The 19,275-nt window shown below is 46.7% G+C and carries 17 protein-coding genes; 3 read left to right on the top strand and 14 right to left on the bottom strand.

The window, feature by feature from the left end; translation table 11 throughout:
- Positions 1 to 25: 25 nt before the first annotated feature.
- The 5 genes from FHW36_RS06495 to FHW36_RS06475 all read right to left on the bottom strand — a co-directional run bounded on the left by FHW36_RS06495 (position 26) and on the right by FHW36_RS06475 (position 6,046).
- The gene (locus FHW36_RS06495) at positions 26 to 1,135 is read right to left on the bottom strand and encodes a hypothetical protein (protein WP_145664172.1); all 1,110 of its coding nucleotides are present in this window, start codon (positions 1,133 to 1,135) and stop codon (positions 26 to 28) included.
- A gap of 5 nt (positions 1,136 to 1,140) precedes the next feature.
- On the bottom strand, positions 1,141 to 3,357 hold the full coding sequence (locus tag FHW36_RS06490) for a hypothetical protein (RefSeq protein WP_145664169.1): 2,217 nt from the start codon (positions 3,355 to 3,357) through the stop codon (positions 1,141 to 1,143).
- Between the two features lie 519 nt (positions 3,358 to 3,876).
- Positions 3,877 to 4,488 carry a hypothetical protein gene (locus FHW36_RS06485; RefSeq protein WP_145664166.1) on the bottom strand — a complete coding sequence of 204 codons (612 nt, stop codon included), beginning with the start codon at positions 4,486 to 4,488 and terminating at the stop codon, positions 3,877 to 3,879.
- Positions 4,489 to 4,541: 53 nt separating this feature from the next.
- A complete protein-coding gene (locus FHW36_RS06480; RefSeq protein WP_145664163.1) occupies positions 4,542 to 5,180 on the bottom strand; it encodes an SMI1/KNR4 family protein in 639 nt (212 codons plus the stop codon).
- A gap of 38 nt (positions 5,181 to 5,218) precedes the next feature.
- Positions 5,219 to 6,046, bottom strand: a complete 828-nt coding sequence (locus FHW36_RS06475) for a metallophosphoesterase family protein (protein WP_145664160.1) — start codon at positions 6,044 to 6,046, stop codon at positions 5,219 to 5,221.
- Positions 6,047 to 6,258: 212 nt separating this feature from the next.
- Here FHW36_RS06475 and FHW36_RS06470 point away from each other — a divergent pair, with 212 nt between their 5' ends.
- Both FHW36_RS06470 and FHW36_RS06465 read left to right on the top strand, forming a co-directional pair.
- Positions 6,259 to 7,773, top strand: coding sequence for a malate:quinone oxidoreductase (locus FHW36_RS06470; RefSeq protein WP_145664156.1), 1,515 nt, complete (start codon positions 6,259 to 6,261; stop codon positions 7,771 to 7,773).
- A gap of 201 nt (positions 7,774 to 7,974) precedes the next feature.
- Complete coding sequence (locus tag FHW36_RS06465) at positions 7,975 to 9,336, top strand: alpha-L-fucosidase (protein ID WP_145664153.1); 1,362 nt, start codon at positions 7,975 to 7,977, stop codon at positions 9,334 to 9,336.
- Positions 9,337 to 9,338: 2 nt separating this feature from the next.
- Here FHW36_RS06465 and FHW36_RS06460 read toward each other — a convergent pair whose 3' ends face one another.
- Both FHW36_RS06460 and FHW36_RS06455 read right to left on the bottom strand, forming a co-directional pair.
- Positions 9,339 to 9,734: a DUF1634 domain-containing protein gene (locus tag FHW36_RS06460; protein ID WP_145664150.1), complete on the bottom strand. Its 396-nt coding sequence runs from the start codon at positions 9,732 to 9,734 to the stop codon at positions 9,339 to 9,341.
- 3 nt (positions 9,735 to 9,737) lie between these two features.
- A complete protein-coding gene (locus FHW36_RS06455; protein ID WP_145664142.1) occupies positions 9,738 to 10,574 on the bottom strand; it encodes a sulfite exporter TauE/SafE family protein in 837 nt (278 codons plus the stop codon).
- Positions 10,575 to 10,719: 145 nt separating this feature from the next.
- On the opposite strand from FHW36_RS06455, the gene FHW36_RS06450 reads away from it, so the two are divergent.
- Positions 10,720 to 11,550 carry a CvfB family protein gene (locus FHW36_RS06450; protein WP_145664138.1) on the top strand — a complete coding sequence of 277 codons (831 nt, stop codon included), beginning with the start codon at positions 10,720 to 10,722 and terminating at the stop codon, positions 11,548 to 11,550.
- Here the strand turns inward: FHW36_RS06450 and FHW36_RS06445 are convergent.
- From FHW36_RS06445 to FHW36_RS06415, 7 genes are all read right to left on the bottom strand, one after another.
- A complete protein-coding gene (locus FHW36_RS06445; protein ID WP_145664136.1) occupies positions 11,547 to 12,992 on the bottom strand; it encodes a hybrid sensor histidine kinase/response regulator in 1,446 nt (481 codons plus the stop codon). The genes FHW36_RS06450 and FHW36_RS06445 overlap by 4 nt on opposite strands.
- A 59-nt stretch (positions 12,993 to 13,051) precedes the next feature.
- On the bottom strand, positions 13,052 to 14,473 hold the full coding sequence (locus tag FHW36_RS06440) for a DHA2 family efflux MFS transporter permease subunit (protein WP_145664127.1): 1,422 nt from the start codon (positions 14,471 to 14,473) through the stop codon (positions 13,052 to 13,054).
- On the bottom strand, positions 14,470 to 14,817 hold the full coding sequence (locus FHW36_RS06435; protein WP_145664119.1) for a hypothetical protein: 348 nt from the start codon (positions 14,815 to 14,817) through the stop codon (positions 14,470 to 14,472). The genes FHW36_RS06440 and FHW36_RS06435 overlap by 4 nt, the downstream gene beginning before the upstream one ends.
- Positions 14,810 to 15,760 (bottom strand): DnaJ C-terminal domain-containing protein, encoded by a 951-nt coding sequence (locus FHW36_RS06430; protein WP_145664109.1) that lies wholly within the window; start codon positions 15,758 to 15,760, stop codon positions 14,810 to 14,812. Before FHW36_RS06430 ends, FHW36_RS06435 begins: the two co-directional genes overlap by 8 nt.
- Before the next feature lie 126 nt (positions 15,761 to 15,886).
- Positions 15,887 to 16,891, bottom strand: coding sequence for a glutaminase A (glsA, locus tag FHW36_RS06425; protein WP_222428999.1), 1,005 nt, complete (start codon positions 16,889 to 16,891; stop codon positions 15,887 to 15,889).
- Positions 16,892 to 17,048: 157 nt separating this feature from the next.
- On the bottom strand, positions 17,049 to 17,375 hold the full coding sequence (locus FHW36_RS06420; RefSeq protein WP_145664100.1) for a DUF6686 family protein: 327 nt from the start codon (positions 17,373 to 17,375) through the stop codon (positions 17,049 to 17,051).
- A gap of 298 nt (positions 17,376 to 17,673) precedes the next feature.
- On the bottom strand, positions 17,674 to 19,266 hold the full coding sequence (locus tag FHW36_RS06415) for a RagB/SusD family nutrient uptake outer membrane protein (protein WP_145664095.1): 1,593 nt from the start codon (positions 19,264 to 19,266) through the stop codon (positions 17,674 to 17,676).
- Positions 19,267 to 19,275 lie beyond the last annotated feature (9 nt).

The following is a 19,275-nucleotide window of genomic DNA, read 5'->3' as shown; positions in this document are numbered from 1 at the left end:
TTTAGGTATAGGATCAGGATATTATTCAAGATTCAGGGTGATAAATGAATTTCACTTCCCAGTTTTCGGCACGCCCGTTGGTGAACCGGAATACATATAATTTTCCGGTTGACAACCTGCTGCCTCTTTCCAGGGGCAATGCAATCATATTGGTGCCCGGTTCCAGAGCAATGATACCATGGCGTACTACACGGTTATTATCTTCCAGCGACAGTACTTCATAATTCACGTTTGCATCTGCGGCGTCATTCACATAACTACATTTCAGGGTATTGCCGCAGTTGATAACGGTGTTTCGTTCCCGCTTCATCTGCACATAGGCGCTTACATCATCATGTAGCACCCTGCCAGGTTGTTTCATCCTAAACGTCCAGGTACTTGTTTGTGCCGCAAACTGGCGTGCATTATTAGCCGTTATCATCCAGGCATAGGTAATGCCGGTATCCAATACCGGGGCGCCCGCAGGATAGCTCAGGAAAGGCTGATGAAGGTTCGATACCCGGTACACCGGCATATTCGTTTGCACCGCCTCTTCTGCAGACTGATTATCTGTTACCTCTACCAATACCATGTCATAGTTAAGATCGGTGAACAGGTTAAGTGGCGCTGGCGGAATCCAGGTAAACTGCGGCAGTGGTGTTTCCACTACCTCACTGTTTGCAGGCGTATTTAATAACGGAGGACTCATAGGCTCCACGGTAAAGCGGCGGCAGTCTTCCGTAGCGGGGGCCTGGTGATGGCTGTCGTTATTCAGCACCACGCTGTAACAAACATTGTAACTTCCGGGGGGAAGCAACGCATTTTCCCGCCGGTCTGTTACGGGCGACAAATACTCATACTGCACGGGTCCCATGTCTTTCCATTGCAGTTGCTTTGCGCCCGGAGCCAACTGAACATCCCCTGAAATACCTGTCAGCACAGGTTGTCCGCTAATCGCATCCGACAATCTCATCATCACTAACACCCGAACCGGATAAGTATAGGAATTGGTTAGTACCATATTCCATAATTGGGATTGCTGCATAATACCCGTTGGTGGTACCTGTACGGTCATGACCACCTGTGCATGCAGCTTCACCGCTGAAAGGAAACATAATAGCCATGCTCCTGCTAATAGGGATCTGTATTTTGTCATATCTTTTAAAATATCCTGGTATAGGTTAATCTGCCTGTATTGTTAGATACCAGCTGCCTTCCGGCGCCTGGCAAATAGTTTTTATCGCCCTGCAACGCCAGTTCTCCCACACGAGGTATGTTGATTCTCGCATGCACACCATATCCTAACTGTTGTATGTTATAGATCGTTTGCCGGTTGTATTTTAATGATCCTCCGAGTTCCAGCCAGGATGCCGACTTCCAGGATATTTCACCGGTTAATCCATACAACGTATACTCCTGGGTGAGTGCGGCAGAGGCCTGTCCGCCCAGGGTAAACTTATCCAGGAATACAGTATGGCTGGCCAGTATATTCCTGCTGTTGAAATACACAAACTGGCTATCTGTTTGGCGATTGTAAAACCTGGAATAGGTAAGCATGCTATTCATCATAATGCCCCTGTACTTGTAGCTATACACACCCGTTCCTGAAAGCATATAAAACACCTGTTCGGTAAACTGCTCATTATTTAATTTTACCAGCTGGGAAGATGGTTGATATCCAAGTGTGATCACAGGCCAACGGGGAATTCTGACGGATACCTGCAGGCTCTTAAATACCGTATTGGCAGCATAATTGGATGGTTGGTAGAAGGTAGCATAGCTGTTGCGCTGTATAGCTCCTGTGACCAATACCTGCTGCCGAAAAAACGGTTGTTCTGCCTGTATATTCCAGGCTATCTGCCGGGATCCGGTAGTATATAAACTGAACGATTGAAAATTATGCTGCATCACTTTATACATACCGTTAACCCGGGTACCGCTTTTTTCTATCAACGTCCGGAAGGAAGCGGTATAGGCTTCATTGGAATGCCCCGAAAAGTTCACCATGCTCCCGGCGTTGCTTTCTTTACTTTCTTTGCGGACATTATAGGGGAGAGACGATTTCGCTGTTTCCGCTACCAGGTAGGTATGTTCGCCTAATTTCCATTGCCCTTCCAGGGCCATTCCCATTAAATGGTTATCTGTTTCCACTCCTGTAGTCGCGTTGCTGCCATACAATTGTTTCTTCCCGGTATAATAGGTAAGGAATAAGTGATTGTCTTCTTTCATTCCTAATCCGGCCCGCACCAGGGTCATATATTGAGGTGATCTTTGTTCTCTTACAATAAAATTGCGAAACTGGTAATCTACCACGCCGGTAGCTACTGCCAGGTAATAGGAAGGATTATACTCTACCTGTACGCCTGTTATACTGATATTTTTTGCAGTCAGCTCGGAATAATCGGCCATGGTTCTCCCTATCCCAAAGCTCCGGATGGCAAGCAGTGTACGGAACCCTTTAGGTAAAATACTATCTGGTAAGTTCATTGCTTCCAGTGCATCCGACAGTTCTTTATTATTGCGACTATTCCGCAACACATCCATCAGGTTGGCTTTCAGGCGATCTGCTTTTACAACCAGCTGCATGTAGCGCTTTTGTACTTTATCCCACTGCTGCTGCAATGAATCAACGGTATGCTTGTTCTTTTCTTCAACAGCCAGCATGGTCCTGTATAAAGAGTCAGCCTTGTCAATAACCGGTATCTCTGGTGACAGTGAATCGCGCCTGGCCAGCAAAGCCCGCTCCCTGGCTTCAATCAGGCGCTGTATATAGGAAGGCGTATTTGTTAACGCGCGGATACCTGCCATTTGCTCCTGTAGCCGATCCAGGTAGGCCTGCAGCGTATCCATTTCCCGCCTTTGCCTCAGCTTCATCATACTCCAGTTCCGGGCATTATTTATCAGCTGATTCTTAAAGTCCTGGTTATTATACCCCAGCCTTATTCCCGTAAGATTTCTGAACAGGGAAGAATTACCCGCCTGTGTGCTAAAGGATAGCCGCAGCGGATACTGGTTCCTGACAGTAATACTGAGATTGGTTTGAATGGTATGCTGATGTATATCCCGCTCGGCGTAAGGAGTATCCACGTTAGACTGGTAATAAAAATCATACAGCACATTGCCATGCACCTGTAAAAATGGTACGCGCGGTGGCGGCGGTGGTAACGGCTTACGTTCTCTCACCCTCACAGCGGTAACGTTTACGACGTCCGACTGTGCAGCATACTGCGCCACTGGTAAGAACACCAGCGCCTTACATCCACGATGGATCAGTAAATAACCAGTGTCTTGTACCTGCCGTCCATCTAACGACAAACATTGGCCACTGGAAGAAATAGCAATAAACAGGGTTACAACCAGGATAATAAATGCTCTCACAAAAACTATATTACTGTAAAACAATACAACATACCAGGTAGCTGGCAGTGATACATTTCAGGAGGTCAGTTTATTGCTGATAGTGTAATAGGGTATAATTTGTTCATAACAATTATAGACAGAATAAATAAATCAGATTCATCCATAGGGCCAGTCATTGACAATCGCCACACAGCACAGTATCAGGGCAAAGCATTCACAGGCAAGGGGCACTATTAAGGTTAACGGGTTTCTTTCATTGGTATTAGTTTGCGTTAAGATGTTGCTACCTGGACAAGGTATACGAAAAGTCAGCGATGCAATATATTATATTATTTCACCAACTCTTTTCAAATCAATGCACAAGATATAACTACATCCAATAACGCTGTATAACACATTTGTGTAAATTATGCATACTGAATGCATTGTGAAGGTAAAATGGCAGTACGCATTCTATTGGCGTAGCACCTTCGCAGTCAAATGACCCTCTAAATCCCATGGATACTTTCATGTATCGTATAGCCATCTACGTTACCATCACGCGTCGTAAAAAACATCTACCAGCATCTCCCCTTTTTCATTCTTCCATCTTATCCATCCTATCACCTGGTCATCATTACTCTTCACCTGCACCCAATCGCCTTCTATCTTTACCGCGCGGAAGAATACATCCTCTTCTTCATCCGGCGCGTAAGGCACGTTAGCAGCCGACGCCTGGGGTGATTCCTTTAGCGGATTCGTCTTTACATCGAAGCCTATAAACGTAGACTGGAGCATGTTCTCCTCCCAGCTTTGGGCAACGAAGTTAGAGTCGTTACTGCTGATGTATTTTATATTACTGGTTTCTTCATTCACGATTACTTTATACCGGTCATGTTCTTTCTGAATACATCTGAAAACAAGCAGCCAGTTTTCCGGTTTTGATGCATAGGGTAGGAGCAAGCTATCGGAGAAGCCGTCGTTAAAAACGATTTGTTTCCATACACTGCCATCTTCATTTAGCAGCCGGAATGTTCTGATGGTATCTGGTTTCAATGTAATTACGCCTTCGCTGAGCATGGGAAGTCCTGTGTTCACAGGTAATTTGGTGTGGCAGCTGCCCAGCAGGCCACATAGGGCAACGAGCAAATAAATGAGGTGTCTTTTCATAGGTATCGGTTCATATAAAAAGAGGCTAACTAATTGTCAGCCTCTCAAAAAATTTATTCTCTACCCTGGTAGGGAAAGCTGCTATCCAACCATTCAAAGCTCATTTCCGCTTCTACAATTTCGTGCAGGGTAGTACTGGTTAAGCTGCCGGTTTCGTATACGGCGCTAATAATTTTCGCCTGCTTAGGAGTCAGATAGGGAGCGTGTGTACGCAGGAAGTTGCTGCAGTTCTCTTTCATATCGCCGTGCACAATGAGGGAAGGATGCTTCGGGTCCAGGTCTGTTACGGCTTCCAGCATTTGCAGGAATATGAAGTCCTGTAAATTTTTAGCAAGAATACAAGCTTCGTTGGCATCGTGAAATACCTGTACAATAGGCACGTTATCGCCTTCCTGCAAATTAAAATAGAAGGCAAACCAGTCACCGGCGCCGCTGAAGGCAAATGGCACAAACCGGTGTATGGGATCTGCAAACAGGAGGCCTCCGTCCATTTCTTCATCTACAGTGGTGAGCGGCATTATTTCCAGGTCGTTGGCGTATAGCAACAGTGGTGGAGCGGTTTTGATGGAAGGATATACCCTGTCCAGCCAGCCTTCTCCAAACTCGCCCCAGTCCAGCATACCATCTTTATATAGTTGTTTGTACAGCGTTGGATAGGTAAACCCATAGTCCTTTTCCAGTTCCTCCAGCATAGTTGTTCGTTTATGGGCCGAATGTACGGGCAAAATAGCTAAACTTTCGAAAAAAACCTTTCGTCCTGCCTTTTCAATGGATTCATGATGAAGGAAAGCAAACTACCGTCTTTCTTCAGCTCTACCACCCGGAACCCGTGATAGCCTACGCCCCAGCTGCCTCCCACATGACCATCAAATAGGAAAGGGATTTTAGAGTCGGTCAGCATCTTTACGCTGTCCTGGTCGTGATCATGCCCATTGAACACGGCTCTTATATTAGGATATTTCTTTATCAGAGATTGAAATTCGGTACAGTCCAGTCCATTGTCTGTCCATTTTACCGGGGTAATATGAAGGAATATGAAAATATTGGGAGCTGCTTTGTATTGTTCCAATTTACGGGCAAACCATTCCACATCGGGACAAAGGTATTTGCCTTTATCATCGGCGGTATCTCCCAGCAGGATCACTTGTTTACCGATTACGATATCGTGATTGAGCGGATGCCCCCAGGCTTGTTGCCAGGCATCACCTGATACCATGTCGTGGTTACCATGGGTTACATAAAGTTTCGGATGCAGGGTTTTCAGCTTGGCGGCAGCAGGTAATAATAAATCCGGGTTGTTGTGGATAATGTCGCCGTTCAATACAAAAAACTCGCAGGGAAATGTCTGCTGGTATTGGTTAAAGGCCGATTGCAGATCCTGGAAATACTGGTCGTACTGGGTTTTCGGTTCTCCATAGTGCCAGTCGGAGCCTACGGCAAAGCGGAAAACGGTTTCGCTGTCAAAATGCCGGGAAGCAGCGGCAGTGACTATTTTTCCGCAGGCAGAAATTACGATGGCGGCGGATGCGCCTTTTAGAAATGCACGTCTGTTCATCATAAAATAAAAGTAATATTTACGGGTAGTCAATTACTTCACGACCAGATGTTTAACCAAAAGATAAAATTATATATCCCTTTTATAAATTCAAATCTTTCAATCCGTTCAGAAAGAATTGTAATAATATTGTTAAAGTGTCTTAAAAGAAACAAATTTGTCACCCTGCGTAAATGTTTTGATTGTAACTTTGCACCTCGAATAAAAATGGGGTTATGTTTAGAAGCAAGAGTACAGCTGGAACAGGTCCGGATGTGGTTTTAATCGGCGCTGGCATCATGAGCGCTACACTTGGAATGCTCCTCAAAGAGCTCGAGCCCGGGTTAACCATTGCAATTTTTGAACGACTGGATGTGGCGGCTGCTGAAAGTTCCGATGCCTGGAACAATGCAGGCACAGGTCACTCGGCATTTTGCGAGTTGAATTACACGCCACAAAAACAGGATGGATCGGTAGACATTAAAAAAGCGGTGAACATTGCAGAACAGTTTGAAGTATCCCGCCAGTTCTGGTCTTATCTTGTAGAAAACAACATCATTTCCAATCCGCACAACTTTATTCAAAGTATTCCCCATATGAGCTTTGTTTGGGGAGAAGATAATGTGGATTATCTCAAAAAGCGGTTCAAAGCCCTGCAACAATGCCATCTTTTTAAAAGCATGGAATATACGGAAGACCAGGAAAAACTGAAATCCTGGATTCCGCTGGTGATGGAAGGCCGCGACCCTTCCCAGAAAGTAGCGGCTACCCGCATGGAAATAGGTACCGACGTAAACTTCGGCGCATTGAGCCGTGCATTGTTTAACCACCTCGAAAAACTCGAGGGTGTTACGCTGCACTTCAACCACGATGTACGCGACCTCAAAAAAGCCGACGATGGCTCCTGGGTGATCAAGGTGAAAAACCGTGAAACCCGCGACAAGCAAACCATCCAAACAAAATTCGTATTTATTGGCGCCGGCGGCGGTTCCCTCCCGTTACTGGAAAAATCAGACATCCCGGAAGGAAAAGGTTTCGGCGGTTTCCCGGTAAGCGGACAATGGCTGCGCTGCAATAATCCCGAAATAATTGAACAGCACCGTGCTAAAGTATATGGAAAAGCCTCTGTAGGAGCGCCTCCTATGTCGGTGCCCCACCTGGATACCCGTATGATAGACGGACAAAAAGCGCTGCTGTTTGGCCCCTATGCCGGGTTCTCCACTAAATTCCTGAAAAACGGTTCTTTCATGGACCTGCCTTTATCTATCAAGGCCAATAATATCCGCCCAATGGTATCTGCAGGCCTCGATAATATTCCACTCACCAAATACCTCATTGCCCAGGTAAGGCAAAAGCCGGAAGACAGACTGGAAGCCCTGCGCGAATACTTCCCCGAAGCAAAAATGGAAGACTGGGAGCTGGAAATTGCCGGTCAGCGTGTACAGGTAATTAAAAAAGATCCTGAACATGGCGGCATCCTCGAATTCGGTACCGAAGTGGTAAGTGCTGCCGATGGTTCTATCGCCGCACTGCTGGGCGCTTCCCCAGGCGCTTCTACCGCCGTATCTATCATGCTCAACCTCCTGAAACGCTGCTTCAAGGAAGATGTGGAAACAGAAGCATGGCAAGTCAAACTGAAGAAAATGATCCCATCCTATGGCCAGTCCCTCCTGAATAATCCCGCCATGGTAGATGAGCTCCGGACATGGACCACCCAGGTACTGGAACTGCGCGAAATGGAAATGGCTTAATATAACTAAGTACCTGTTCAGCTACACAACTAGCTGAACAGGTGCATTTCGTTAAAAAAGTATAACCTTCCGGCAAAATCCATCCAGCTTTCTTTTCCTTTTTTGCGGATATTAGTATTACAGAGAGATAAAAGCGCTATGCGCTTATTTTTTACCCAGTTAATGCAAACGTTTGCATTATTTATAATATCCACAAAAGTTATGAGAAAAGTATTCCACTTAATCATTGTATTACTTGTCGCCACCCAATTGTTTGCCCAAACCACGCCATCGCATGATCAGCGCATGCAATGGTGGCGCAACGCACGCTTCGGCATGTTCATCCACTGGGGCGATTATGCCGTACCCGGCGGCGTATATAAGGGCCAACAGGTGGGCCGCGGCGGAGAATGGATCATGAATCGCGCAAAAATCCCTGTAGCTACCTATCAGCAATACGCCCGTCAGTTCAATCCCACTAAGTATGATGCAGATGCCTGGGTGAAAACCGCCAAAGACGCGGGCATGAAATACATCGTGATCACCGCCAAACATCACGACGGATTTGCCATGTTTAAATCCAACGCCAGCAAATGGAACATCGTAGATGCCACGCCGTATGGAAAAGATATATTGAAACCACTGGCCGCCGCCTGTAAGAAATACGGCCTCAAACTCGGCTTCTATTACTCACAGGCGCAGGACTGGAACAACCCCGGTGGCGCCGCCGCCCGCAAAATTGCTACGGAAGGCTGGCCCAATCCCGACTCTGCCCGCATAGATGCCTATACGATGGAACACAGCGGTCACTGGGATCCCGCCCAAACCACCGCTTCCATGTCAGAATACATAGATAAGGTAGCCGTGCCACAGGTAAAAGAACTCCTCACCAACTACGGCGAGGTAGCCGTGCTCTGGTGGGATACGCCTACCAACATGACGGATGAATATGCGGAAAAACTGCAGGCTGTATTGGCCCTGCAACCCAATATCATTACAAACGACCGCCTCAAACGTCCCAATTTTCCGGGCGACTATAAAACACCGGAACAAAAAATCCCCTCTCCCGCCGAGCTGGATGGGCGCGACTGGGAAACCTGCATGACCATGAATGGTACATGGGGCTATAAAAGCTACGACCACAAATGGAAAAGCACGGAAACGCTTATACGTAACCTGGTAGATATCGCTTCTAAAAATGGGAACTACCTCCTGAATGTAGGCCCCGATGCTACCGGCGCCTTCCCCGAAGGAAGTCTTACCGCATTGAAAGGCATAGGACAATGGATGAAGGTAAACGGAGAAGCCATCTACGGCACACAGGGCAGCCCGCTGCCCCCTTTGCCCTGGGGCCGCTGTACGCAGAAAAAGAAGGATAACAGTACCATCCTCTATCTCCACATATTCGACTGGCCGGCCGATGGAAAACTACATGTACCCGGTATTAAAGAGAAAGTACGCAATGCCAGGCTGCTGGCAGGCGGACAAACCCTCTCTACCAGTGCCAGTGCAGATGAGCTCATCATTGATCTCCCTGCACAGGCACCTGATAAAATAGCTACGGTGGTAGCGGTAAGCCTGTAGCCCTAACCGGCCAAGCCACCGCTCATGCTGAACATAATTACGCCCAGCACCACTAAGGTGAGCACAACATAGAGATAATCTCTCTCTAACAGGAATGCAATAACAGAAAAGGCTATACGAATAATAGGCGTAGCAATGAGCAATACTACTCCCAGCTGGATAATATTCATTCCCTTGTTTTCCAGCACGCCCTGCCAGATGCCGGGCAAATTGTCCAGCCCTTCACGCACGCCGGTAAAGCTGCCGTAGGAGGGCTGTTCATGCCCATGCCGTACCAGGTAAATAATACCTCCCACCAGCACAATCGCACTGGAGAGTATCACGCCCAGACGCAGCTGTTTGCCAATGAGCTGCTGAATATCTTTGTCCCGGAAATAAGTAGAAAATAATTTTTTCATATGTTATAGTTTTCCGGTGATACCATTATAAATCATCTGCAAAGCGAGAAAACCAATAACAACGCTGAATACAATGCGCAGCCATTTTACGTTGGCACGGGTAAGCAACTTGGAACCAGCAAAGGCCCCGGCCAACACGCCCAATACCACCGGCATACATAAGCCCGGGGAAATATAACCCCGTTGCAGGTATACTACGGCGCTGGCCGCAGCGGTTACCCCAATCATAAAATTGCTGGTGGTAGTAGATACCTTAAAGGGGATACGCATGATATTGTCCATCGCCAGTACTTTCAGGGCGCCGGAACCAATACCCAGCAAACCCGACATCACACCGGCAAAAGTCATCATGAAATAGCCTCCGGGTACACGATGTACCTGGTAGTTAACAGCTCCATTGGCAGAAGGATAACTGCTATTGAGCCGCAGCTGCGCCGCCAGCTTACTTTGGGAACTGTCTTCCGCATACTGCGTTTTCTTACGGAGCGACACCAGGGAAGAAAAAATAAGTACCAGCCCGAAAATAATGGCTACCACATTCGTAGGCATGTACACCGCAATGAGCGCACCCGCCACCGCACCTGTGGTAGTAGCTATTTCCAAGAACATACCCAGCCGGATATTAGTAATACCCTCTTTCACATAGGCAGAGGCAGACCCGGAGGAAGTGGCGATAGACGCTACCAGGGCAGTCCCAATAGCATAACGGATGTCGACGTGGAATCCCAGCGTCAGTAATGGAATAATGACAACGCCGCCTCCTAAACCGGTAAGCGACCCCAGCAGGCCAGCCGTAAAGGCCCCGCACAGCAGAATCAGGGTAAAAAATAAAATCGTCATAAGATGGTCGGTTGGTTTTTGAAACAGCTTTTTTGGAATTACAGTTATTATTGGGTAGCTGTTACTTACAAAAGTAAGCAGAATATGATTCTCGCAATCCGGCAATCTATAAGTAACTTGCAGCCTGGACAATTAATCGAATTTTATGATAAAGGTGGGTGAATACAATCTCCTGAGGGTAAAAAAAGAAGCTGATTTTGGTGTATACCTGGAGGGCATAGACCAGGAAATCCTGCTCCCCAGCAGGTTTGTACCCAGGGAAACAAAAATCGGCGATGAACTGGAAGTGTTTCTCTACCACGATTCTGAAAATCGCCTCATTGCCACCACTCAACGCCCCTACGGTATTGCCGGCGATATTGTACTCCTGAAAGCCGTTAGCGCTACTCAACAAGGCGCCTTCCTCGACTGGGGACTCATGAAAGACCTGTTTGTAGCCCAGTCCCAGCAGCTTACCCGCATGGTACCGGGACAGGAATACCTGGTAAAAATATATATCGATGAACTGACGGGTCGCCTGGCTGCCACCGAAAAAATTGACCGCTTTCTCAGCAACGAAAACCTCACCGTCAAAGAAAAAGACCTGGTAAACCTGGTAGCCTATCGCCGCACCGACATCGGTTATGTGATGATCATCAACAACCAGCATACCGGTATCCTCCACCACAGCGATATTTTCCGCCCCATTGAAATCGGCGATAAAATGACCGGGTTCATACGCCAGATAAAAGACGATAAAATAGATGTGATCGTGGGAAAACCAGGGTTCAGCAAAGTAGAAGATGAGGGGGAAAAGATATTACGCCTGCTCCGGGAAAATGATGGTTACCTGCCCTATCATGATAAATCGACTCCGGAAGAAATCCAGGATTTCTTTGGCATGAGTAAGAAAACATTTAAAATGACGATCGGTAACCTGTATAAACAACGGAAAATTGTTTTTACACAAACAGGCTTCAAAACAGCTGAAGACTAGACATGATGGATCGGGAAACTGATCACGAAGCGCGTGCCTTTGCCCAGGGCACTATCTACAGAAATAGTGCCCTGGTGCTGCAATATGATATTCTGCGTAGCTGTAAGCCCTAATCCCGTTCCCTTGGTTTTACTGGTAAAAAACGGCTCAAATAATTTGGCCAGGTTCTGCTCTGAAATACCGCTACCATTATCGGATATACGAATAAACACCCGGTCATTCTCTTCCCAGGATTGGATACCTAAACGCCCTTCTCCGCTTTTCATCGCTTCAATACCGTTGATAATGATATTCAGGAACGCAATAAGTATTTTATCTTCATCTGCCAATATCAGATGATCAGGCTCGCTCAGTTGCTTTTCTACTGTAATATTATTTAGCTGCAACCGGTCGGCCGCCAGCTGTAACGCCTTTTCCAGCAATACATTCAGCCCCATAGGAACCATATTCAGCTCCGACATGCGGGTAGACTGCAATAGCTCCGTGATCAGCTGATTGATCCGGTGACAATTGCGCTCCATAATATCCAGGTACAATTGCGTATCTTCTGACTCAGCAATAGGTTCTGTTTTAAGCTGTGAAACTGCCAACAATATATTCGTAAGCGGGTTACGTACTTCATGAGCCACCAGGCGGGCTATACGGCCTGTAATAGCAAATTTCTCCTGTTGCTGCTTCTCCCGCTCCTTGCGTTTACGCGCAGTAATATCCTGGATGATGCATAAATACAGCTGTTTCTTCTCATCCAGCAACGACGCATTAATCATGACATCGAGCTGTTGTCCATTCTTGCTGCGGAAAGTATACTCCCGCTGCACCACGCCATCATCGGAGCAAAGCAGGTCCAGGAAGCCTTTTATCTCTCCTTCATCGGCAAACAGACCTTGTAAATGGCTACTATATAATTCGCCTTCTTCATATTTCAATACCCGGAGCGCCGCGGGATTAGCAGCCACTATCTTGTGTTCGCAGTCAGCCAGGATAATCAGGTCATTTGACTTCTCGAAAATGCTGAAATAACGTTTTTCGCTTTTCTCAATCGCAAGCAAATGATTGAACTTGTCTAATGTATAACGGATCGCACGTTCCAGTAACGCGGCGGTAATTTCGCTCTTTACCAGGTAGTCGGAAGCACCAGCTTGCATCGCTTCTTTATCGATTTTATAATCGCCCTTACCGGTAAACAGGATAACGGGCGCTTTATATCCAAGGTTGCGGAAATGATGCAACACATCAATACCGGTATGCGCGCCCAACCGGTAATCAACCAGGTAAAGGTCATACGACCGTGTTTCGATAGCCAGTAGGGCTTCTTTATAAGATGATACCCATTGCAGTGTATATTGATCCGGAGAAATATCCTGTAGTAAGGCATTTACCAGGAAAAAATCATCTTCGTCATCATCTATCATTAAAATGTGCTGCTTACCATTTGTTCCCATAGTATCGAAAAAATTCGGCTATTATTTTAACCACTCATCAATAATTATGCACAAAAAAATCAGGTGTCTATATGTGTACTGGTATCCTTCAACACTACATTCCTTCTTGGCAGGAACCAGGCGGGTACCAGGGTGACTGCTAAAATGATCAGTGAAATATAAAAGCCTTCCCGCAAAGCGAGGTGATGTGCTCTCATATTTGTCAGTCCTTCCAGCACATGCCGGTTGTATGCCGCCTGGGTAACAATAGCCAACACTGCTATGCCAATGGCGCCGCCTACCTGTTGCATCAGTGTACTGATGGAGGAAGCCATAGTCACTTCACTGGGCTTTACCGCGCTGAGTGTGGCAGCGTTCAAAGGCGCCAGCAGCAGCCCCATACCAATCCCCCGTACCGTCATGGTAACAATTACTGCGGTTAAATGACTCCCCTTGTCGAGTTCGGCAAATAAATACATGGATACGGCCAGTAGTAAAATGCCCAGCATGGAAATTTCCCTCGATCCATGTTTATCGGACCAGCGACCGGCAAAAGGCATCAACACGGCCATAAAAACGGAATTAGGCAATATCAGCAGCCCCGAAATACCTTCCGAAAAACCCATTTGTTCCTGCAACAGGAAAGGCATCAAAAACAGCCCGCCGTACAATGCTGCCGCCCGGGAAATGGTGACAAGGATACAACTCACAAATGCATAGTTATTGAAAATGGCCAGGTCCATAATAGGGTCCTGTTTGCGCCGGTCTATCCATATAAAACAAATAAATGCCAGCAATGCTATTCCCAGGGTCAGCAGTATTTCAGGAGAAGTAATGCCTACCACTTCCGCCCTGGCAACACCATATTGCAAACACACCAGGAAGATGGTAAGAGCAGCAAAGCCGGTAAGATCGAAGGGAAGCTTTAATTTGGGTTGCTTGCGCAATACATCCAGGTATTTGTATGCCAGCACTACGGTGATGATACCAATGGGCAGGTTGATATAGAAGATGGAAGGCCAACCGAATTTTTCTGTCAATACACCTCCAAGCGTAGGTCCCATAGCGGGGCCTATCAGGTTGCCGAGCCCCCACCAGCCCAGTACAGCGCCCCGCACGCGGGCAGGAAATACATAGGAAATAATGGCCATCGAAGTAGGCGCCATAGCACCGCCACCCAATGCCTGTACCACCCTGCCCACCAGCAATGAATCGAGGCTGGTCGATAAGGCACACATCAGTGAGCCTAATGTAAAAAGGGAAACGGCCCCCACATAAAGATTAAAAAAACCGATCCTGTTCTTCAGCCAGTTGGTCAACGGCATTAATACTGAAAAGCTGAGCATGTACACTGTAATCACCCATTCAATTTCATCGAGCGTACAGTTAAACTGCTTACTCATCACGGGAAGGGATATATTAACGATACTCGAATCTATCCCGGCCATGGTAGTACCCATAATCACTACAATCAGGATACCGGTACGGTTAATATCTCTCATACTCGGTCTTTCATCATAAAGATCAGCTGTGCTTTAGCAACATAAGGATTCAGTGGGTTACAATTAATCATAAACAAGTAGGTAGCCAGTTCAGACAATTGCCAATCGGTAGTAAGTTCACCGTCTTTAAAACAATATACTTTCTTGAAGTTGAAGTCCACCGGGATATTCAGCGCCGCACACGCATGCATGGCTCTGTCCAGCGGTTCCTGTTCCATACCGGACTGGCCGTAGCCCAGCTCCTGCATGATTTCACTGGCGGTATACAACAACTTGGGATTGTTGAGCTGTGAAATTCTTTCTGTGGAAATCACTTCTTCCAGGTAATCAAAAAGTTTAAGCATGGCCATTCTCATTTAGTTGTGAAAGTTGCTGAAACAGTTCTTTTTCCTTGTCGGAAAGATTTGTTGGTATATGTATAATTGCTTTGATGTATAAATCGCCCGCGGCGCCTTTATTATCGTAGGCTGGCATTCCTTTTCCTTTTAACCGGAATACTTTTCCACTGTCCGTTCCTGCCGGTATATTCATATTCAATGCTGCACCAGGTGTGTTCACAGTTACTTTTCCTCCCAATATAGCGGTGTACAAGGGTAAAGCCAGATCGGTATAAATATCCTGTCCCTTCAGTTCATAATGCGGATGTGGCGCTAATTGTATGCTGATCAGTAAATCACCGTTCTCTCCTCCTTTACGTCCCGGGCTCCCCTTGCCTTTCAGCCGGATTACCTGTCCTTCATACAAGCCAGGTTTCAGTTTAATATTAAGCCGACTGCCATTTACTTCCACCTGCCGGGTGGCCCCCGTGTAAGCATCTTCCAGCGTTACCTCCATGGTTGCCTGCACATCACGGCCCCTGCCGGGTCCCTGCGAAGTTTGCCCCCGTCTTCCGCCCGCAAACCTGCTGCCAAAAAGCTGCTCAAAGAAATCTGAAAAGCCCTCTCCGCCGGCACCACCGCCAAATATGTCTTCCATATTCCCGCTGCTGTAAGTCTGGCCACGGCCGCGACCGCCAAACTGCGACCAGTCATAATCTTCCGGCCGTCCACCATGCTGCTCATAGTATTTATAGTTCTCCCCAAACTGATCATATTTTTTACGCTTCTCTGCATCACTCAACACTTCATAAGCCTCGTTAATTTCTTTAAACTTTTCTTCTGCAGCCTTATCGTCCGGATTCTTATCCGGGTGATATTTCACCGCCAGTTTCCGGTAAGCTTTCTTTATCTGCTCAGCTGTTGCCGCTTTCTCTACTCCCAGTATCTTATAATAATCCTTTACGTCCATAGCATTAAAACAGGTTAATGTGATAACTTGTTTTATGAATTTACGAATTAACCCCGAAAAAAATTGGTGAACAGCCTCCGGAACATCTCCGGCGCTGTTCACCAACCAGTGGTTATCCCACCACAATTATTTTCCTAAATACACATTGGCAGCCAGTTTATCCGAAATATACCTAATGGCTTCCTGTGCCCGCACACTGTTACCCGCCTTATCCAACCGGGGGGAAAAAACAGCGATGGCAAAACGGCCGGGCGCCACTGAAATAATACCGCCCCCAACACCACTCTTACTGGGCAATCCTACTTTATACATCCAGTCGCCGGTGGTTTCATACAACCCGGTAGTGCCCATAATGGCCAGCACCCTTGGTATATACGCTTCTTTCAGCAACCGCTCTTTGGTAACAGGATTTACACCACCGTTGGCCAGCGTACCGGCCATAATGCCCAGGTCGCGGGTGGTAACACCATAAGAACACTGTTTCGTATAAAAATCACAGGCATATAACGGATCATCATACATGTATCCATATGATTTCAGCAACATGGCAATAGCCTGGTTATGCTCATTGGTAGCGGCTTCCGATTTATACAGCTCATCCAGCACCGTGAGGGGCCTCCCCGCAAACCTGCCGAAATAGGCATTTACTTTATCCCAGGCTTCGGCATGCCCGAAATGACTGGTCAATAAGCTGGTGGTAGCCATAGCGCCGGCATTCACCAACGGGTTAGAAGGCTTCTGACCGTTCTGCTCAATGGCCGGAACCGAATTAAAAGGCAATCCCGTTTGCGCGGCGCCTACTTTCTCCAGGATAACGGAATCACCAAATATTTCCATCGCCATGCAAAGGGTAAATACTTTTTCTATCGATTCAATCCCGAATTCATACCGGGTTTCCCCCACCTGGTATACCTGCCCTTCTTTCGTTACCAGCACAATACCGTACATATCGGGATCCACCTTGTCGAGGAAAGGGATATAGTTTGCATTTTTGCCCCCCTTTTCATTTTTGAAAAGTTGAAATGCTTCATTAATGATCGCATTGTAGTCAACCGGTTTGGCGTTTTTCTGGGAGTAACCATTGGTAATTCCCAACACCATTACCAGGAGTAATGCAACTGTCGTTTTCATATGATTGCGTTTTTATACTGTTGATCACATGCACGCATGCGCACGCAAATATAATGTAGCCTTCATACTTAACGAGCACTATCCGCTCTTATATTAATAATAAAAAACAGGCGCCAGGGTTAATAAATGGATGAACAGGCCCGGTACCGATGCTTACTTACTCTGCGGGAGAAATTTCCAATATCTCATAGGTATCCAACAACGCCTGTACTTCGGCCGCCATATGCGACAAGTCACCTATTTCAGCAGGAGTAACCAGCATCATCACATGATCGGCGGGCAGGGGCAAACAAATTGACTTCTCATGCAGCGTAGCATCATGATGATCATCCGCCAGCCTGGTCACCATCTTTTTAAAGCAACTAAATTCTGCAGTGTCCAGGTTAACAACGGTAGTACCAAAAGCAAGCTGGATTCCTTTACAATGAGGGCAGCGGATCACATATCCCGCCGCGCCATGATACAATGTCTGGTAATTACACATGGGCGTATGGTTTGTGCCTCCAGCGGCCGGGAGCCGGCCGCTGTCAGGACTTCATTCATCATTCTTTACTATCTGAGATCTGGTGGCGCAAACAATAGATCGGTTTATATGTATGGCTAAATACACCGTGGTATTATTGACATGTCACAAAAATAAGAATGGAACACTCGCTGCAATGATCGGATCAGGAAAACCAGTTACGCAAAAGGGAAAAGTATGCATACAACAGCGGCATGTTCACATAGTTTTAACTAAAACTATATCAACACGCCGCTGAATATATTATTTAACTATTGTATTAATAGCCTGTATTCTGCACCAGCTTTGGATTGAGGGTCAACTCACTGGCAGGAATAGGATATACCCGGTGAAAGGCATTACCATCTGTTTTAAAGCCCCAGGCACTTTCAAATTTATTAAAACGGATCAGGTCATTCCTGCGCCAGGCCTCCCAGGCCATTTCCCGGGCACGTTCATCCAGCATGCCATCCAGGGTAATACCGGATATCAACGGAGCATGAGCCCTGGCCCGTATTTTATTCACGAGTACATCGGCGGTTTGCAATTCACCTTTTACCGCAGTTGGCGCGGCACCGCGGAGGATCGCCTCTGCTTTCATCAGCATCACATCTGCCAGCCGCATCACCGGCACATCATTGTTGGAGTTACGATCCTGCGCCTCCGTATTTTTATCCGGACAAAATTTAATACCACGTACACCCGACGCCTTGGCCAATTCATCGTTGCCCAGGTCCATAGAAGAATCTACCCGCAGCTTCAGTTCTTTGGAAAAACTCAGCTGCCAACTGATCTTAGCGCCCGGATCAGAACCTGCATAATTGTTATCCAATCCTTTGTTGGTAGTACTGATCATAATGGGAGATCCATCACTATTAAATTGCTTTCCTTCGAGCCAGGTATTGTTACGGATATCTCCCGTTAAATTAAACTTCTCATAAAAGGAAGCAATAGTGCTCATGGCAATACTGGGGCGGAAAAGCAGGGAGTATTTATCTACCAGAGCAGGGTGCAATCCAAACCGGGAAAACTGGTTACCTTTAATCTGATAGGTATCATAAGGAATGGCAAAAATGGTTTCTTTTACCTGTGGTCCGTTATCCGGCGTAAATATGTTGATGAAATTATCATCCAGCGTGTAGGCGCCCCCCGCCAATACGCTGTCTGCCATGGCTACGGCTTCGGTATACATAGGGCGACCAGTATACACTACTGCATTCAGGTACATTTTTTCCAGCAGCGCAAAAGCAAACCACTTCACCGGTTTGGAATAGGTAACCTGTCCCGTTTTTGTATTGAGCAATGGCAGCGATTCTTTCAACTCCTTTTCTATAAAGGTAAACACCGCTTCCCGGGAAGATTGTTCCGGCAGGGAAGTATTGTCGAATGAAGTAATAATGGGCACCTTACCAAAAAGATCCATGAGGAAAAAGTAATACAAGGCACGCATGGTTCTCACTTCCGCCAGGCTGGTTTGCTTGCTCTTACTTTCTGGTGCTTTCTGGAAAAGGGTGAGTATACGGTTACAGGTAGTTACCCCGCTGAAAGCCCACTGCCACACGCTTTTAACGGTGGGATGATCTTTTGTCCACGTATGTTTATGCAGGAAACGATATTGTCCGCCATCCTCATAGTTGCCATCACGGGCAGGTATAATGGCCTCGTCGGTCGACAGTTCTTGCAGACGCCAGTAATCTACCGCATATTTTGAGCTCAGTTGCGTATACATCGGTCCGGAGGCGGCAATAAAACCATCTGCGGTGGTGGGAAAGTTGTCGCTGGTATATTCTGATTCTACCTTTACATCCAGCTTGGTACAAGCAGTGAGGCAGGTAAAATAGATGGCCATTCCCGTTATAATAATATTTTTCATGTTATGCAG

It is taken from the genome of Chitinophaga polysaccharea, from assembly GCF_007829335.1.
Taxonomy (GTDB): Bacteria; Bacteroidota; Bacteroidia; order Chitinophagales; family Chitinophagaceae; genus Chitinophaga; species Chitinophaga polysaccharea_B.
Note: the sequence above shows the minus strand (reverse complement) of the source record. Positions and strands in the feature narration are given on the sequence as shown.

What these genes read in the sequence shown, in the direction of transcription:
- FHW36_RS06420 (WP_145664100.1), bottom strand. Translation starts at nt 17,375, where the DNA reads ATGTGTAATTACCAGACATTGTATCATGGCGCGGCGGGATATGTGATC.
- FHW36_RS06415 (WP_145664095.1), bottom strand. Translation starts at nt 19,266, where the DNA reads ATGAAAAATATTATTATAACGGGAATGGCCATCTATTTTACCTGCCTC.
- FHW36_RS06465 (WP_145664153.1), top strand. Translation starts at nt 7,975, where the DNA reads ATGAGAAAAGTATTCCACTTAATCATTGTATTACTTGTCGCCACCCAA.
- FHW36_RS06445 (WP_145664136.1), bottom strand. Translation starts at nt 12,992, where the DNA reads ATGGGAACAAATGGTAAGCAGCACATTTTAATGATAGATGATGACGAA.
- FHW36_RS06475 (WP_145664160.1), bottom strand. Translation starts at nt 6,046, where the DNA reads ATGATGAACAGACGTGCATTTCTAAAAGGCGCATCCGCCGCCATCGTA.
- FHW36_RS06440 (WP_145664127.1), bottom strand. Translation starts at nt 14,473, where the DNA reads ATGAGAGATATTAACCGTACCGGTATCCTGATTGTAGTGATTATGGGT.
- FHW36_RS06435 (WP_145664119.1), bottom strand. Translation starts at nt 14,817, where the DNA reads ATGCTTAAACTTTTTGATTACCTGGAAGAAGTGATTTCCACAGAAAGA.
- FHW36_RS06460 (WP_145664150.1), bottom strand. Translation starts at nt 9,734, where the DNA reads ATGAAAAAATTATTTTCTACTTATTTCCGGGACAAAGATATTCAGCAG.
- glsA (WP_222428999.1), bottom strand. Translation starts at nt 16,891, where the DNA reads ATGAAAACGACAGTTGCATTACTCCTGGTAATGGTGTTGGGAATTACC.
- FHW36_RS06455 (WP_145664142.1), bottom strand. Translation starts at nt 10,574, where the DNA reads ATGACGATTTTATTTTTTACCCTGATTCTGCTGTGCGGGGCCTTTACG.
- FHW36_RS06430 (WP_145664109.1), bottom strand. Translation starts at nt 15,760, where the DNA reads ATGGACGTAAAGGATTATTATAAGATACTGGGAGTAGAGAAAGCGGCA.
- FHW36_RS06480 (WP_145664163.1), bottom strand. Translation starts at nt 5,180, where the DNA reads ATGCTGGAGGAACTGGAAAAGGACTATGGGTTTACCTATCCAACGCTG.
- FHW36_RS06495 (WP_145664172.1), bottom strand. Translation starts at nt 1,135, where the DNA reads ATGACAAAATACAGATCCCTATTAGCAGGAGCATGGCTATTATGTTTC.
- FHW36_RS06450 (WP_145664138.1), top strand. Translation starts at nt 10,720, where the DNA reads ATGATAAAGGTGGGTGAATACAATCTCCTGAGGGTAAAAAAAGAAGCT.
- FHW36_RS06470 (WP_145664156.1), top strand. Translation starts at nt 6,259, where the DNA reads ATGTTTAGAAGCAAGAGTACAGCTGGAACAGGTCCGGATGTGGTTTTA.
- FHW36_RS06485 (WP_145664166.1), bottom strand. Translation starts at nt 4,488, where the DNA reads ATGAAAAGACACCTCATTTATTTGCTCGTTGCCCTATGTGGCCTGCTG.